10 protein-coding genes and 3 tRNA genes are annotated in these 15,309 nt (G+C 61.2%); 10 read left to right on the top strand and 3 right to left on the bottom strand.

Going from position 1 to position 15,309, the window contains the following annotated elements; genetic code table 11:
* The first annotated feature begins 197 nt into the window (after positions 1-197).
* From phaeop14_RS09225 to phaeop14_RS09215, 3 genes are all read left to right on the top strand, one after another.
* Positions 198-274, top strand: a tRNA-Asp gene (locus phaeop14_RS09225).
* Between the two features lie 50 nt (positions 275-324).
* Positions 325-401, top strand: a tRNA-Asp gene (locus phaeop14_RS09220).
* Positions 402-489: 88 nt separating this feature from the next.
* Positions 490-566: transfer RNA gene (locus phaeop14_RS09215), tRNA-Asp, on the top strand.
* A gap of 132 nt (positions 567-698) precedes the next feature.
* Here the strand turns inward: phaeop14_RS09215 and phaeop14_RS09210 are convergent.
* On the bottom strand, positions 699-2,090 hold the full coding sequence (locus phaeop14_RS09210; protein ID WP_096789355.1) for a M20/M25/M40 family metallo-hydrolase: 1,392 nt from the start codon (positions 2,088-2,090) through the stop codon (positions 699-701).
* 301 nt (positions 2,091-2,391) lie between these two features.
* On the opposite strand from phaeop14_RS09210, the gene hemA reads away from it, so the two are divergent.
* The 3 genes from hemA to ispG all read left to right on the top strand — a co-directional run bounded on the left by hemA (position 2,392) and on the right by ispG (position 6,284).
* A complete protein-coding gene (hemA, locus tag phaeop14_RS09205; protein WP_175304805.1) occupies positions 2,392-3,627 on the top strand; it encodes a 5-aminolevulinate synthase in 1,236 nt (411 codons plus the stop codon).
* Between the two features lie 131 nt (positions 3,628-3,758).
* Positions 3,759-4,982, top strand: a complete 1,224-nt coding sequence (locus phaeop14_RS09200; RefSeq protein WP_096789354.1) for a helix-turn-helix domain-containing protein — start codon at positions 3,759-3,761, stop codon at positions 4,980-4,982.
* Positions 4,983-5,162: 180 nt separating this feature from the next.
* A complete protein-coding gene (ispG, locus tag phaeop14_RS09195) occupies positions 5,163-6,284 on the top strand; it encodes a flavodoxin-dependent (E)-4-hydroxy-3-methylbut-2-enyl-diphosphate synthase (protein WP_096790271.1) in 1,122 nt (373 codons plus the stop codon).
* Between the two features lie 168 nt (positions 6,285-6,452).
* On the opposite strand, the gene phaeop14_RS09190 is transcribed toward ispG, so the two are convergent.
* Positions 6,453-7,226, bottom strand: a complete 774-nt coding sequence (locus phaeop14_RS09190) for a DsbA family protein (RefSeq protein WP_096789353.1) — start codon at positions 7,224-7,226, stop codon at positions 6,453-6,455.
* Positions 7,223-8,611, bottom strand: a complete 1,389-nt coding sequence (locus phaeop14_RS09185; protein WP_096789352.1) for a M48 family metalloprotease — start codon at positions 8,609-8,611, stop codon at positions 7,223-7,225. The genes phaeop14_RS09190 and phaeop14_RS09185 overlap by 4 nt, the downstream gene beginning before the upstream one ends.
* Here phaeop14_RS09185 and phaeop14_RS09180 point away from each other — a divergent pair.
* From phaeop14_RS09180 to prfB, 4 genes are all read left to right on the top strand, one after another.
* Complete coding sequence (locus phaeop14_RS09180; protein ID WP_096789351.1) at positions 8,610-9,758, top strand: pyridoxal phosphate-dependent aminotransferase; 1,149 nt, start codon at positions 8,610-8,612, stop codon at positions 9,756-9,758. The two genes, phaeop14_RS09185 and phaeop14_RS09180, sit on opposite strands and share 2 nt — an antisense overlap.
* Positions 9,759-9,935: 177 nt before the next feature.
* Positions 9,936-11,246, top strand: a complete 1,311-nt coding sequence (locus phaeop14_RS09175) for an N-acetylmuramoyl-L-alanine amidase (RefSeq protein WP_096789350.1) — start codon at positions 9,936-9,938, stop codon at positions 11,244-11,246.
* Positions 11,247-11,470: 224 nt separating this feature from the next.
* Complete coding sequence (locus phaeop14_RS09170; RefSeq protein ID WP_096789349.1) at positions 11,471-13,972, top strand: penicillin-binding protein 1A; 2,502 nt, start codon at positions 11,471-11,473, stop codon at positions 13,970-13,972.
* Between the two features lie 178 nt (positions 13,973-14,150).
* Entirely contained in the window at positions 14,151-15,275 is a 1,125-nt protein-coding gene (gene prfB, locus phaeop14_RS09165) for a peptide chain release factor 2 (RefSeq protein ID WP_040170603.1), read from the top strand.
* Positions 15,276-15,309: the final 34 nt, after the last annotated feature.

Here is a 15,309-nt window from a genome sequence, read left to right as displayed (position 1 = left end):
GCCTGTGCCGTGTTGGAGGCATCGGCGAGGTTTTCATAGGGGAATGTCGAAAAAACAATGCCTTAAGCGATAAAGTAGAGGGGTAGGTGTTTTTTTTCACGGAAACCCGAGAAAATGCCAAAACACCGCTTGACGATCCCTCGGTGCTGCGAATATTACAGCCCAACATTCAGCGGCGACGTTGGATGGAACAGCAAGCGGTTGTAGCTCAGTTGGTTAGAGTACCGGCCTGTCACGCCGGGGGTCGCGGGTTCGAGCCCCGTCAACCGCGCCACTGCTGTCCGCCCCGGATCCGGGTTAAAGGGTCCAGATGAAAGTAAATGCGCGGTTGTAGCTCAGTTGGTTAGAGTACCGGCCTGTCACGCCGGGGGTCGCGGGTTCGAGCCCCGTCAACCGCGCCACTTTCATACGTTGCCCTGACGATCAGGGTCCGCCCCGGAGGGGAACATATCTCAGGCGCCTGCGTCTGATCTGCCGAAAGGCCCATGCGCGGTTGTAGCTCAGTTGGTTAGAGTACCGGCCTGTCACGCCGGGGGTCGCGGGTTCGAGCCCCGTCAACCGCGCCACTTTCTTCCAGAATTTTGGATGAACGCACCCTTCTTCGGAAGGGTTTTTGCGTTTGTGGCTGTGTACTTGGCGGTAGCAGATGCCTGCCGGGCGGGGCGTGGTGCGCGCCGGGGCGCACACCACTGGGTTTGTTATTTCTTGGTCAGAGCATCAAGTACGCGAGCCCAAGAGCGGATGCCTTTGTGGAAGCTCTCCAGATCGTATTTCTCATTGGGGGAGTGGATGGCGTCGTCTTCATTGGCAAAGCCGATCAACATCGCGTCCATGCCCAGAATGGATTTGAAGAAGCCAGCAATGGGGATCGATCCACCCATGCCGCAGAAGACGGCCTCCCGGTTCCATTCATCCGACAGCGCGCCCCGGGCCGCCTCGAACTCGGGGCGGGAGATGTTCATCACCGAGGCGCGGGAGCCTTCCAGATCATTGTCCCATTTGACCTGAGTGTCAGGCTTCAGCCGGTCCTCGACATGTTTGCGGATTTTCAGGCGCAGCGCATCCGGATCCATGTCCCCGACCAGACGGCAGGTGATCTTGCAATGCGCCTCGGACGGGATCACGGTTTTTGAACCCGCACCATTGTAGCCGCCCCAGAGGCCGTTCACTTCCAGCGTTGGACGGGCCCATTGCTGTTCCAGCACAGAGCGGTCTTTCTCACCGTGGGCCTGTGTGTAGCCTGCGTTCGCGAGATAATCCTGCTCTTCAAAGCCGCAACCGTCCCACTGGCGCAGCTGGTCCTCTGGCACCTCATGTACGCCTTCATAGAAGCCGTCGACCGCGACCTTGCCGGTGTCTTCGTCATAGAAGGATGCCACAATGCGGCTGAGTTCGCGCAAGGGGTTGAGGCCGGGGCCGCCATAGTGACCAGAGTGCAGATCAATCCGGGGGCCGATCAGGGTGAATTCATCCTTCAGCATGCCGCGCAGCTGCGAGGAGATAGAGGGCACGCCACGTGACACCATGGAGGTGTCGCAGATCAGCGCCAGATCCGCCTTCAGCTCTGCGGCGTGCTGTTCCATGAAGGGCACCAGCGACGGCGAGCCGCTTTCTTCCTCGCCTTCAAAGAAGAAGGTGATGCGGCAGGGCAGGGAGCCGTTCACCGCCTGCCAGGCACGGCAGGCCTCGACGAAGGTCATCAGCTGGCCCTTGTCATCGGACGCGCCACGACCGCGGATGACGGTGCCGCGCGCTGTCTCTTCCAGCTGCGGCTCAAACGGCGGGGTGTTCCACAGGTCCAGCGGATCCACCGGCTGCACGTCGTAGTGGCCATAAAATAGCACATGCGGCAGCGAGTCGTCTTGCGGCCCGACGTGACCAACCACCATCGGATGACCGGGGGTGACGCGCTTTTCCGCGTCGATCCCAATGGAGCGCAGGTCAGCCACCAGCCAGTCGGCAGCCTTGTCGCAGTCTTCCTTGTAAGCGGGATCGGTCGAAATCGATTGGATGCGCAGCAAGTCCATCAACCGTTGGGTGGCGGCATCAAGATCGGTGTCAATGCGGTCCAGGACGTCGTTCAGTGACATATTCAGGAGGCTCCTGCTGTTATTGATTGGTGTTTGCCGGACCCTAACAGCGCCTGTCGGCAGGGGCCAGAGCAGCGCAAAATGGTCCGGGCAGGCGGGGATGCGTCGGATTGTAGCGTCAAACAGGCGTTACAATTCTTGCTGCCCGGGGCGCAAAGGTCTATTTGACCTGCATCAAGGCTGGTTCGGCCTCTTCGGTGTATTTGATTGATCAAACGGAGGGTTCGGGTTATTTATTCGGTAACGTGAATATATCAGCCTGACCACAGCTTGCACCAGATCCGTTGGTGCCAACTATGCCATGGAGATGCCGGTGGACTATACCGCGAAACTCGACCAAGCGATTGATCAGCTCCACACGGAAGGTCGCTACCGGACATTCATCGACATTGAACGGCAGAACGGGCAGTTCCCCCATGCCGTCTGGACCCGCCCGGATGGCAGCGCGCAGGACATCACCGTGTGGTGTGGCAATGACTATCTGGGGATGGGGCAGCATCCGGTTGTGCTGGAGGCCATGCATGGCGCGATTGATGCCACTGGCGCGGGATCCGGCGGGACACGGAATATCTCCGGCACCACGATCTATCACAAACAGCTGGAGGCCGAGCTGGCCGATCTGCACCAGAAAGAAGCGGCGTTGCTGTTCACCTCTGCCTATATCGCGAATGACGCGACGCTCAGCACGCTGCCGAAACTGTTTCCCGGCCTCATCATTTTCTCCGACGCGCTGAACCACGCCTCCATGATTGAGGGCGTGCGGCGCAACGGTGGCGCCAAGCGTATTTTCCGTCACAATGATGTGGCGCATCTGCGGGAGTTGCTGGCAGCGGCGGACCCGGCGGCGCCCAAACTGATCGCCTTTGAATCGGTCTACTCCATGGATGGGGATTTTGGTCCGATCGCTGAGATCTGTGATCTGGCGGAGGAATTTGGCGCGCTCACCTATATCGATGAGGTCCATGCGGTTGGCATGTATGGCGCGCGCGGCGGTGGTGTCACGGAGCGGGACGGTCTGATTGACCGCATTGACATTGTGAACGGCACCCTGGCCAAGGCCTATGGTGTGATGGGCGGTTATATCGCCGCATCGGCAAAAATGTGTGATGCCATCCGCTCTTACGCGCCAGGCTTTATCTTCACCACCTCGCTGGCGCCGGCGGTTGCAGCAGGGGCGGCAGCCTCGGTTGCCTATCTCAAGACCGCGCCCGAATTGCGCGAACAGCACCAGCTGCAGGCCCGCATCCTGAAAATGCGGCTGAAGGGGCTCGGCCTGCCAATCATCGACCATGGCAGCCATATTGTGCCGGTGATCGTTGGCAATCCGGTTCATACCCAGAAACTGAGCGATATGCTGTTGTCGGATCACGGAATTTACGTCCAGCCGATCAACTTCCCGACGGTGCCGCGGGGTACCGAACGGCTGCGCTTTACCCCGTCGCCAGTGCATGGCCCGAAAGAGATCGACGCGCTGGTCAAGGCGATGGACGCGCTCTGGTCTCATTGTGCGCTGAATCGTGCCGAAATGGCGGGCTGATTCATAGCTCTGTGTCAAATTGGTAAGATTATGGTAGTATGATCATAATCAAAGGGCGCAGGCGAATCGCATAAGGCGGGTCCGTGACGTCCTGAATGTCGAATACGGCAGGCTAAAATGGGACAGCAGGCATGATCGGGCGCCTTACTCAGCGCAAATCGAAGACGCACGACGAATCGACAGGGCCGCGTAGCTTTGACGATTATGAGCTTCGATTGGGTGACATTATGCGCGGTGAGCGGGCCACAATGGGCAAGTCGCTGCTGGATGTCCAACGTGAGCTGCGGATCAAAGCCTCCTACATCGCCGCAATTGAGAATTCCGACCCGACTGTCTTTGACACGCCGGGTTTTATTGCGGGTTATGTGCGGTCCTATGCGCGCTACCTCAATATGGATCCCGACACCACATTCGACAGCTTCTGTCAGGAAAGCGGGTTTCAGGTCGCGCATGGCATGTCGGCGGAGGCCTCGGTGCGCAAATCCGCCGGTGCTCCGATTGCGACCGGCATGGGGGGGCTGCGCAGTGACGCGTTCACCTCGCCCAATACCCCGTTTGTGCCAACGGCCAGCAGTGTGTTCAGCCAGATTGAGCTGCGCGCGGTCGGCTCCCTTGCGGTGCTGGTCGCACTGATTGGGGGCATTGGCTATGGCGGCTGGGCCGTCCTGAAGGAGGTGCAGCAGGTGCAGATGGCACCGGTTGAGCAAACCCCCATTGTGCTGGCTGATCTGGATCCGCTTGCGGGGGCCGCCCGCGACGCTGAGGTCTCGAACGAGGATCCCGCCTTGGAAGCGCTGGACCGGCTCTATCGTCCGCAGGCGCTGGATGTGCCGGTTCTGGTGCCTCGTGATGGTCCGATTGCCACGCTTGATCCGCGTGGCTTTGGTAACTTTGCCATGCCGGAACTGCCATCGGTTGTGCTGGCGGATGCCAGCCTCAGCACCGAGGCACCTATGCCCGCGATGCCGCAGGTTGTTGAAGAAACAGCGCCGGCCCTACAGATGGTTGCGGTGCGCCCCTCCTGGGTTCAGGTCACCGCCGTGGATGGCAGTGTGATTTTCGAAACCATCATGGAGCCGGGCCAGCATTTTGAAATCCCCGCCACCGAAGAGGCCCCGCTGCTGCGCACAGGCGAAAGTGGCGCGATCTATTTTGCCGTGAACGGCGCCCATTACGGACCAGTCGGCGATCGTGGGCAGGTGACCAAGAATGTGGTGCTCTCCTCAGATGCGCTCACCGAGCGTTTCGCGCTCGCCGATCTCAGCGAAGATCGCAACAGCGCGCTGGCCACGCTGGTGGCGGAGTTGCAGGCCAGCAGCCTGCCCGTCGACCCGGTCGAGGCCATCAGCGAGTAACCCGCCTGGGTGTCACTCGGCGATGATGCGTTCAGGCCATGTCAGCTGCGGTGTCGCTCGGAGTGCCCGCCTGCTTGCGACATCTGGCCCGATCCTTGCAGGAATGCCCAGCCACCATTGAAGCTGCGCCAGACTGCGCGTATCTATGCCCGGAACCCTGAACAGCGCGGACCGGACCTCATGTCGATCAACCATATTCGCCCCTGGCGCCATATCGAACGCCGCAAAAGCCGCCAGATCCATGTGGGCAATGTGCCTGTTGGCGGCGATACCCCGATTGCGGTCCAGACCATGACCAACACGCCGACCACCGATGTTGCAGCAACGGTGGCGCAGGTTCAGGCCGCAGCCGAGGCCGGCGCCGATATCGTCCGGGTGTCGGTCCCGGATGAGGCCTCTTCCAAGGCGCTGAAGGAAATCGTCCGCGAAAGCCCGGTGCCCATCGTGGCTGATATCCATTTCCACTACAGGCGCGGGATTGAGGCAGCCGAGGCGGGGGCGGCCTGCCTGCGCATCAATCCCGGCAATATCGGTGATGAGAAACGCGTGGCCGAGGTCATCCGGGCCGCTAAGGATCACAATTGCTCCATTCGCATCGGTGTGAATGCGGGGTCGCTGGAAAAGCACCTTCTGGACAAATACGGCGAGCCCTGCCCGGAGGCGATGGTGGAATCGGGCCTCGATCATATCCGTATTCTGCAGGACCATGATTTCCACGAATTCAAAATCTCGGTGAAGGCCTCCGACGTCTTTATGTCGGCGGCAGCCTATCAACAGCTGGCTGAGGCCACCGATGCGCCGATCCACCTTGGCATCACAGAGGCGGGCGGCTTTGTCTCCGGCACCATCAAATCGGCGATTGGTCTGGGACAGCTTCTGTGGATGGGCATTGGCGACACCCTGCGGGTCAGCCTCTCTGCCGATCCGGTGGAGGAGGTGAAGGTGGGGTTTGAGATCCTGAAATCCCTCGGCCTGCGTCACCGTGGCGTGAATATTATCTCCTGCCCGTCCTGTGCACGGCAGGGATTTGATGTGATCAAGACGGTTGAAAGGCTTGAAAAACGTCTGGAGCATGTGAAGACCCCGATGAGCCTCTCAATCATCGGCTGCGTGGTCAATGGCCCGGGGGAGGCACTGATGACCGATGTCGGCTTTACCGGCGGCGGCGCGGGTTCCGGCATGGTCTATCTGGCGGGCAAGGCCAGCCATAAGATGTCCAATGACCAGATGGTGGATCACATCGTGGAAGAGGTAGAGAAAAAGGCCGCTCAGCTTGACGCCGAGGCCGCCGCTGCGGAATAGATCCGGCCAAACCATTTCCAACCAATAAAGGGCGCTGAGGTAAGATCAGCGTCCTTTTTCTGTTGCCTGTTCAGTCTGTCATCTTTCCCGAAATACTCCGGGGGTCTGGGGGCTGGCCCCCAGTTTGCCCTGCGTCTGGGGGCGGGCCTGTGTCACGCCCCAGAAAAGTCAGCTGCGCTTTTCGCGAATATCGGCGACCATGATCTCCATCTGGTCGGCAGGCAGATAGCCGCGCAGCAGCTCCTCCCCCAGCACAAAGGTTGGCGTGCCGGAAATTGCCAGTTGCTGCGCCAGCGCGCGGGTGTCTTGCAGCTGGCGCGCGATCTCGGGATCTGACATCCGCGCGAGGATCGCATCCGCGTCCAGATCCAGACCTTCGGCCAGACGGCGCAGGGTGCCCTCATTTGGTTCGCCGCTGAGGGTGATCAGCGCGTCATGGACCTCCTTATAGGCGTCATCCCCGGCCACCAGCCGCGTAGCGATGGCAAAGCGGGAGGTCAGCACAGAGGCTTCGCCCAGGATCGGAAATTCCTTGATGATCAAGCGGATATTGCCGTCGCCCGACACCAGTTGTTCAACTTCGGGGGCGGCGCGTCGGCAGTAGCCACAGCGGTAGTCCATGAATTCCACCAAGGTGATATCGCCATCGGGATTGCCACCGACCCAGGAATAGCCGTCGTCATGCAGGGCCGTCAGATGTTCGGCGACCAGCGCATCATCGCGGGCGGCCTCATTAGCGGCCTGCTGTTGCTCCAGCTTGTTGACGGCCTCCAGGATCACCTCCGGGTTTTCCAGCAGATATGCACGGACCTCTTCGCCAAATGCGGCGCGTTCATCTGGGCTCATGCTGCTCAGATCCAGCGCCTGAACAGCCGGGGCGGCGATCAGCCCAAGGGCCAGTGCCGCGGCAGAAACGGCGGGGAGGCGGGTCAAACGGGTCATCTCAATTTCCTTTTTTCGTTTTGTTCAGCGGCGATCAGCACGTCTTGGGCGCGTCGCCAGGCAGTGGATCCGGTGGGCAGTTGGGCAGTGGCGCGTTTGGCGTGCAGCCCGGCGTCCTTCAGCCGTCCCTGTAGCGCATAGCGTTCGGCGGTGGCCAGTGCGGCCATGCCGGACTGGCCAAGTTTCGCGTAGCCCTGCGCCATATCACGCAGCATGGCGGCATTGCGGAAATCCCGCGCGCGAGCAGCTTCCAGTGATTTGATGGCCGCCTTTGGCTGGCCAGCAGCCAATTGCGCCCGCCCAAGGCTGGCGAGGATCAGCGGGTCACGCCCGGCCTGCTGGACGGCCCGGCCATAGGCGGCGAGGGCCGGTTGCCAGCGGCGGTTCTCCATCAGGATCTGGCCCTTAAGTTCCTGATAGTAAGGATCGGTAGGGCGCAGGGCGAGGGCACCGTCGATGGCGCGAAGCGCCTTTTGCAGGTTGTTGCGCCGATGCTGGGCAACGGCTTCCCGCATCAGGCGGACGTCATTGTAAGGCTCATCCGCGATCCTGCGCAGGGTCCATTTGGGGGAGCGGGTAAAGGCCGACAGCTTGCCGCGCACCCGGGCGAACCAATAGATTGCATTGGCATCGGGTTTGGCGCTGTCACCGTGGCTGGCAAGATAAGCTTCGGCAGCGCGGATCCTGTCACGGCTCAGCGGATGCGAGCGCATGTAAGGATCCTGATTGACCGGGCTCAGCAGCTCTTGCCCGGCAAAGATCTTATGGACATCAACCAGCCCGCGCGGGCTGACCCCGGCTCGTTGCAGAATACCGGCAGCAGTGCGGTCGGCGGAGGCTTCCTCGGCGCGGGTATGGGCGAGAAACCCGCGCAGGGCGGAGGACTGCGTGCCAAGCGCAATACCGGCAGCGGCCTCACCCGCGCCCGCAGCGGCCGCAAGCACGGCAAGGGCGGCGCCAAGGCCTGCGGCAGAGCGGGCAGAGCGCATGTTCTGCATCCGCCGTGACAGGTGGCCATTGGTGATATGGGCGGCCTCATGGGCGATCACGGCCTGTAGCATTTCGGGGCGATCTACCTTTAGGATCAGCCCGTAATGTATGAAAATCGTTTGGGAATCGACGACGAAGGCGTTGAAGGATCCATCGTTGACCACCAGCACCCGCACCCGTTTGGCATTCAGACCTGCGGCGCGCAGCACCGGGGCGGCCAGCTCATTCAGCCCACGTTCAATATCGGGATCGCGCAGCAGCGATATTGAGGCCGCCTGCACGGATGAGGCCAACGCGCTCGCAACAACACAGAGCATGGCAAGAGCCAGAGCCGGGATTGACGCGAGGCGGGAGAAGCGGTCAAAGGTCATGGCCGCACCATGGGAGATCAACATGCGAAACTCAAGCCGGTCCAACGTCGATCCTTTCATTGTGATGGATGTAATGGAGGCCGCCCGCCGCGCCGAAGAGGCAGGTCGCCATATCATCCATATGGAGGTGGGCCAGCCCTCTACCGGAGCGCCTGTTGCCGCGCGTGAGGCGCTGGCAAAGGCGCTGGATCATGACAGCCTGGGCTACACCGTGGCGCTTGGACTTCCCGCGCTGCGCAAGCGGATCGCGCAGTTGTATGGCGAGTGGTATGATGTTGATCTGAACCCGGAGCGGGTGGTGATTACCCCCGGTTCCTCCGGGGCGTTCCTGCTCAGCTTTACGGCGCTGTTTGACAGTGGTGACAGGGTGGGTATCGGCGCGCCGGGCTATCCGTCCTACCGGCAGATCCTGCATGCGTTGGGGCTGACGCCGGTGGATATTGAGACCTCGTTGGATCACCGCCTGCAACCGGTGCCGCAGGATTTGACCGGCCTGGATCTGGCCGGGTTGATGGTGGCCTCACCGGCCAATCCCACCGGTACCATGCTGGACAAACCTGCAATGGCGGCTTTGGTTGAGGCGGCACAGGGGCAGGGCGCGGCCTTCATCTCGGATGAGATCTACCATGGCATCGAATATGAGGCGAAGGCAGTCACCGCACTTGAGGTGACGGATGATTGTTATGTGATCAATTCGTTTTCCAAGTATTTCTCCATGACCGGATGGCGCGTGGGCTGGATGGTGGTGCCGGAGGATCATGTGCGGGTGGTGGAACGCATCGCCCAGAACATGTTCATCTGCGCGCCGCATGCCAGTCAGGTGGCGGCCCTGGCGGCGATGGACTGCGGCGAGGAACTGGAGAGCAATCTGGCGGTCTATGCCCGCAATCGTGCGCTGATGCTGGAAGGTCTTCCCAAGGCCGGATTCAGTCGTATCGCGCCGCCGGATGGCGCGTTTTATGTCTATGCGGATGTCTCTGATCTGACCCAGGATAGCCGCGCCTTTGCCAGGGAAATTCTGGACGAGGCAGGGGTGGCGGTGACACCGGGGCTGGATTTTGATCCCAAGCGCGGCGCGACCACATTGCGGTTCTCCTATGCGCGCTCCACCGCCGATATCGAGGAAGGGCTGGCGCGGCTCACCGCCTATATGGCGGCACGTCGGGGCTGACCCTCCGACACCGAACATCTGGCAGGCGGGGCGACAGGATGAGGCTGGCCATTCGGTCCCGCAATGGCCTAGTCTGTGGGCAAAATATCTGCGCAGCCTAGGCGGCGCATCCTCTTCCCATGCTCAGGACCGGGCGTAAGGGGGGCGTGCAGAACAGGATCCGGGCAGTACAGCATAATGGGCAGAACATTAGCCATGAGTAGAACAACAATGGCCCTCGCAGCGCTGCTGCCGCTCTTCATAGCGGCACCGCTGGCGGCGCAGGACACGTCCGTAGCGACCAATACGTCGGCGCCAGAGGTGATCTCACCGGCGGCACAGGGGTTCAGCGGCCTTGCGCGGATTGAGCCGCAGGAGACCCGGGCGGAGGACCGCCGCTCCGGGACGGATATTACCCTGGGGCTTAGCCAGGGCGTGCCATATCGGTTGTTCACGCTGGATGCGCCGCCGCGTGTGGTGCTGGATTTTCAGGAGGTCGATTGGAGCGGTCTGGGCGAGCAGGCACTCGTCACCGAAGATGGCATCACAGCGGCGCAATTCGGAACCTATGTGCCGGGGTGGTCGCGGCTGGTGCTGGCACTGGCGCGGCCGATGCAGATTGAGACAGCGGCGATGGATATTGATCCGGTGACGGCAGCGGCCCAACTTTCGGTGGCCTTGCGCGAGACCACGGCCGAGGAATTTGCCGCCACAACCGGCGCGCCGCGCGATGCCCGTTGGGATCTGCCTGCGCCCACCCCGATGATCGCGCGCGAAGCCAAGGATTCGCTGGCCCCCCTGTTGATCGTGATCGATCCGGGGCATGGCGGTATTGATCCGGGGGCGGAGGCCTTCCTTCAGGGGGGGCTGGTGCAAGAAAAGGATCTGATGCTGCAATTCGCCATCGAGCTGGGGGAGATGCTGGTCCGCTCAGGGCAGTTCAATGTGCAGCTGACGCGGGATGATGACTATTTTGTCTCGCTTGAGCGGCGGATTGCGCTGGCACATCAGGCCAAGGCGGATCTGTTTCTGTCCCTGCATGCTGACAGCCTGTCAGAGGGGCGCGCCCACGGCACCACGGTTTATACGCTTTCTGACGATGCCTCCGATGCGGCCTCGGCGACGCTGGTCGAGCGGCAGGAACGGGGCGATCTGCTGGCGGGCACCGATCTGAGCAAGGCTGATGATCGGGTGACTGATGTGCTGCTGGATCTGGCACGGGTAGAGACCCATCCCCGCAGTCAGGCGCTGGCGCGGGCGTTGGTGACGGGGCTGAAGAGCCAAGGCGGGGCAATGAATCGCCGACCGCTGCGCGAAGCGGGGTTTTCTGTGCTAAAATCAGCCGATATCCCATCGGCTCTGGTTGAAGTTGGTTTTCTGTCCAGCCCCCGTGATCTTGCCAATCTGATGGACCCGGACTGGCGCGAGCGCACGGCGCGGGGCATTCTGAACGGGCTGTTGTCTTGGCGTATTGCGGATGAGGAGACCCGACCGCTGGTGCGTCAATAACCTCCACTGGTTGGTCATTTTCACTGGTTACACCGTCTGTTGATATCGGTCGGTTGCGTGAGAGCGGAACCAATGAGGCGGATGTGAGGTTTGGTATCCGGGGACAGCCTGTCGCGCTTTCCCCCTGTTTTCTCCGGGTCGGCGGCATCAATATGCCGTTTCCCGTTTTGACCCCACGCGCCGCTGCACCTATATAGGCGGCACTGCGCGAGAAAGGCTCTACAGTGGTCAGATTTATTCTATCGTTCTTTGGTTCCATCTTCAGCACCATCACGCTGGGCATCGCAATGATTGCCCTGACCATTGGTGCGGTGTTCTGGATCTATGGCCGGGATCTGCCCAGCCACGAATCCCTGGCGCAGTATCAGCCGCCTACCATCAGCCGGATCTACTCCGGTGAGGGGCAACTGATCGACGAATTTGCCCAGGAGCGCCGCCTGTTCACCCCGTCGGAAGAAATTCCCGATCTGGTGAAGCAGGCCTTCATTTCGGCTGAGGACAAGAACTTCTACAGCCACAAGGGCTATGACATGCGCGGCATCGCCGCCGCGGCGGTTGAGGCGGTGCGGTCGCGCGGTGAAAATGTGCGCGGCGCCTCCACCATCACCCAGCAGGTGATGAAGAACTTCCTTCTCTCCGGCGACCGCAAGGCAGAGCGTAAGGTCAAGGAATTGATTCTGGCCTCGCGCCTTGAGGATACGCTGAGCAAGGAAGATATTCTGGAGCTGTACCTCAATGAGATTTTCCTGGGCCAGAATTCCTATGGTGTGACGGCGGCGGCGCAGACTTATTTCAACAAAACACTGAGCGAATTGGCCCCGCATGAGGCTGCGACGCTGGCCTCCATGCCGAAGGCGCCGTCGAAATATCACCCGGTGTCGCAACGCGAGCGCCTGCTGGCGCGGCGCAACTACGTGCTGCGGGAGATGCGCGAAAACGGCTATATCTCCGAAGCGGTTTACAAGGTTGAGGTCGATCAGCCGCTGCGCTCGGTCCAGAATGGCGATTTTGACAGTTTCCGCACCGCTCTGCCGCCGCGGGACTATTTCACCGATGAGATCCGCCGCCAGCTGTCCGAGGATTTTGGCGAAGGTGAATTCTTCACCGGCGGATTTACCGTGCGCGCCACCATCGACGAGGAAATGCAGACAGAAGCCGCCGCAGCGCTGCGTGCCGGTCTTCAGAAATACGACCGGTCGCGCGGGAACTGGCGCGGCACCGGCGTGACCCTTGATGCAGAGGCGCTGGCCTCGGAGGAAAGCTGGCGTGCGGCGTTGCGCGACGCCTCTGTGCCGCGTGACATTGATCTGGGGGGCAAATGGCGCCCCGCAGTGGCGCTGGAGGTCGGCGACCAGAGCCTGCGCGTGGGGATTGAAGATGTGGCCGAGATCGGATCGGTCCCGCGCTCGGACATCAAATGGATGAAGGGCAGTTTCAAGGACAACATCTCCGTTGGTGACGTGGTGCTGGTCCGCGCGGTGGAGACAGACGGCGCGCTGCAACACTGGTCTCTGCGTCAGGTGCCTGAGGTTCAGGGCGGCTTTGTAGCGATGGATGTGAACACCGGCCGGGTTCTGGCCATGCAGGGTGGCTTCTCCTATCAGCATTCGGTGTTCAACCGCGCCACACAGGCGCAGCGTCAGCCCGGCTCCAGCTTCAAACCCTTTGTCTATGCGGCAGCGCTGGACAGCGGCTATAGCCCGGCAACCATCGTTGTGGACGCACCGATTGAGATCAACACCCCGCAGGGGCTGTGGCGTCCGAAGAACTCCACCAATAAATTCTATGGCCCGACGCCGCTGCGCACCGGGATCGAGATGAGCCGAAACCTGATGACCATTCGTCTGGCGCAGGAAGTCGGCATGGAAGTGGTTGCGGGCTATGCCGAACGCTTTGGTGTCTATGACAACATGGGGGCCTTCCTGGCCAACTCACTCGGGGCGGAGGAAACCACGCTTTATAAGATGGTGGCGGCCTATGCGATGTTTGCCAATGGCGGTGAACGGGTGCAGCCGACGCTGGTGGACCGGATTCAGGACCGCCGGGGGGAAACCATCTATCGCCATGATGACCGCGACTGCGTTGATTGTGCCTCGCCTGCGCTGGCGGCGGGACAGGCGCCCCGGATCGTGGACAACCGCGAACAGGTCATGGATCCGATCACGGCGTATCAGCTCACGTCGATGATGCGTGGCGTGGTGGATCGCGGCACCGCCTCCAGCGTGATCAATCTGCCAGTGCCCACTGCAGGCAAAACCGGGACCACCAACGACTCGCGCGATGTGTGGTTTGTGGGCTTTACCTCCAACATCGTGGCCGGTTGCTACATGGGCTTTGACCAGCCGCGCCCAATGGGACGCGGCGCCTATGGCGGCACCATGTGTGGCCCGGTGTTCCAGCAGTTCATGCAGAAGGCGACAGCCAAATATGGTGGTGGTAAATTCGCCGTTCCCGAGGGCGGTCATTTCATCAAGATCGACCGCTATACCGGCGCGCGCCTTGCCGATGCGGCCTCGGGTGGCAATGTGGTGGCAGAGTATTTCCGCGATGGCGCCGAGCCGATCTTTGGTCTGGCGTTTGATGGTGGCTTTGCGATGGGATCAAACCTGCCACTGTTTGAGGAAGCCGCGCAGTCGGCGCGTCGCGTGACAACGTCGGATGGCGGCACCGCTGTTCTGGGACCAAAGGCCACCTTTGGCACCATCAGTTCCGGCGGGCTTTACTGACGCTGCCAGAGTTGGGCGATCCTATCTGAGGGGCGGGGCGTGGATATCATGACCCCGCCCGTTTTATGCTGTGCGGTGAGGGGCTGCGCCAATCGCGCCGCTGCCTGCTGCCCCGGCTTGCCCGCAAGGCGCGGGTGGTTTATCACGCAGGCCTGATACGTGATTTCAAGGGATTGCCATGCGCGCCGAAACTCAGAACATCGTGGCCGATATCGAAAAGTCGCTGGAGCTTTTGGCGCAGCGTCTGGATTGGGAAACCGCCGAGTTCCGCCTGGAAGAGTTCAACGCCCGCGTTGAGGATCCCAACCTGTGGGATGACGCCGACGCGGCGCAGGCCCTGATGCGCGACCGGCAGATGCTGGTGGACGCGATCGACACCTATAAATCCATCAAACAGGATCTCAGCGACAATATGGAGCTGATCGAACTGGGAGAGATGGAAGAGGATGCGGAGGTCATTTCCGACGCCGAGGAAGCCCTCAAAGCGCTGAAAGAAAAAGCCGCCGAGAAGGAGCTGGAAGCGCTTCTGGATGGTGAGGCTGACAGCAACGACACCTTCCTGGAAATCAACGCAGGGGCAGGCGGCACAGAGAGCTGCGACTGGGCCTCAATGCTGGCGCGGATGTATGTCCGCTGGGCCGAAAAGAAAGGCTACAAGGTCGAACTGCAGTCCGAAAGCGCGGGCGAAGAGGCGGGTATCAAATCCGCAGCCTACAAAATTTCCGGCCACAACGCCTATGGCTGGCTGAAGTCCGAAAGTGGTGTACATCGTCTGGTGCGGATTTCGCCTTATGACTCGGCAGCGAAGCGCCATACCTCGTTCAGCTCTGTCTGGGTCTACCCGGTGGTGGATGACAATATCGAAATCGAGGTGAACCCCTCGGATATCCGGATCGATACCTATCGTTCGTCGGGCGCGGGCGGCCAGCACGTCAACACCACGGACTCGGCCGTGCGGATCACCCATGAACCCACCGGGATTGTGGTGACCTCCTCCGAGAAGTCGCAGCACCAGAACCGTGACATCGCGATGAAGGCGCTGAAATCGCGACTGTATCAACTGGAACTGGACCGCCGGAATGCGGATATCAACGCCGCCCATGAGGCAAAGGGCGATGCCGGTTGGGGCAACCAGATCCGGTCTTATGTGCTGCAGCCCTATCAGATGGTGAAAGACCTGCGCACCAGTCACGAGACCTCGGATACCAAGGGTGTGCTGGATGGCGATCTCGATGGCTTCATGGCGGCCACACTGGCGCTGAATGTGGCGGGCAAGAGCCGCTCGGAAGCCCAGGGCGACTGATAGCATCACCGCGCTGACGCGGATTTGCGCGCGC

Origin of the sequence: Phaeobacter piscinae (genome assembly GCF_002407245.1) — a bacterium.
In the GTDB taxonomy this organism is placed as follows: domain Bacteria; phylum Pseudomonadota; class Alphaproteobacteria; order Rhodobacterales; family Rhodobacteraceae; genus Phaeobacter; species Phaeobacter piscinae.
The sequence above is the reverse complement of the archived record's forward strand: the minus strand, read 5'-3'. Positions and strand labels throughout refer to the sequence as shown.

Coding starts and splice junctions, on each gene's coding strand:
- phaeop14_RS09210 (WP_096789355.1), bottom strand. CDS start 2,090: ATGTCACTGAACGACGTCCTGGACCGCATTGACACCGATCTTGATGCC.
- hemA (WP_175304805.1), top strand. CDS start 2,392: ATGGAGATGCCGGTGGACTATACCGCGAAACTCGACCAAGCGATTGAT.
- phaeop14_RS09200 (WP_096789354.1), top strand. CDS start 3,759: ATGATCGGGCGCCTTACTCAGCGCAAATCGAAGACGCACGACGAATCG.
- ispG (WP_096790271.1), top strand. CDS start 5,163: ATGTCGATCAACCATATTCGCCCCTGGCGCCATATCGAACGCCGCAAA.
- phaeop14_RS09190 (WP_096789353.1), bottom strand. CDS start 7,226: ATGACCCGTTTGACCCGCCTCCCCGCCGTTTCTGCCGCGGCACTGGCC.
- phaeop14_RS09180 (WP_096789351.1), top strand. CDS start 8,610: ATGCGAAACTCAAGCCGGTCCAACGTCGATCCTTTCATTGTGATGGAT.
- phaeop14_RS09185 (WP_096789352.1), bottom strand. CDS start 8,611: ATGTTGATCTCCCATGGTGCGGCCATGACCTTTGACCGCTTCTCCCGC.
- phaeop14_RS09175 (WP_096789350.1), top strand. CDS start 9,936: ATGGGCAGAACATTAGCCATGAGTAGAACAACAATGGCCCTCGCAGCG.
- prfB (WP_040170603.1), top strand. CDS start 14,151: ATGCGCGCCGAAACTCAGAACATCGTGGCCGATATCGAAAAGTCGCTG.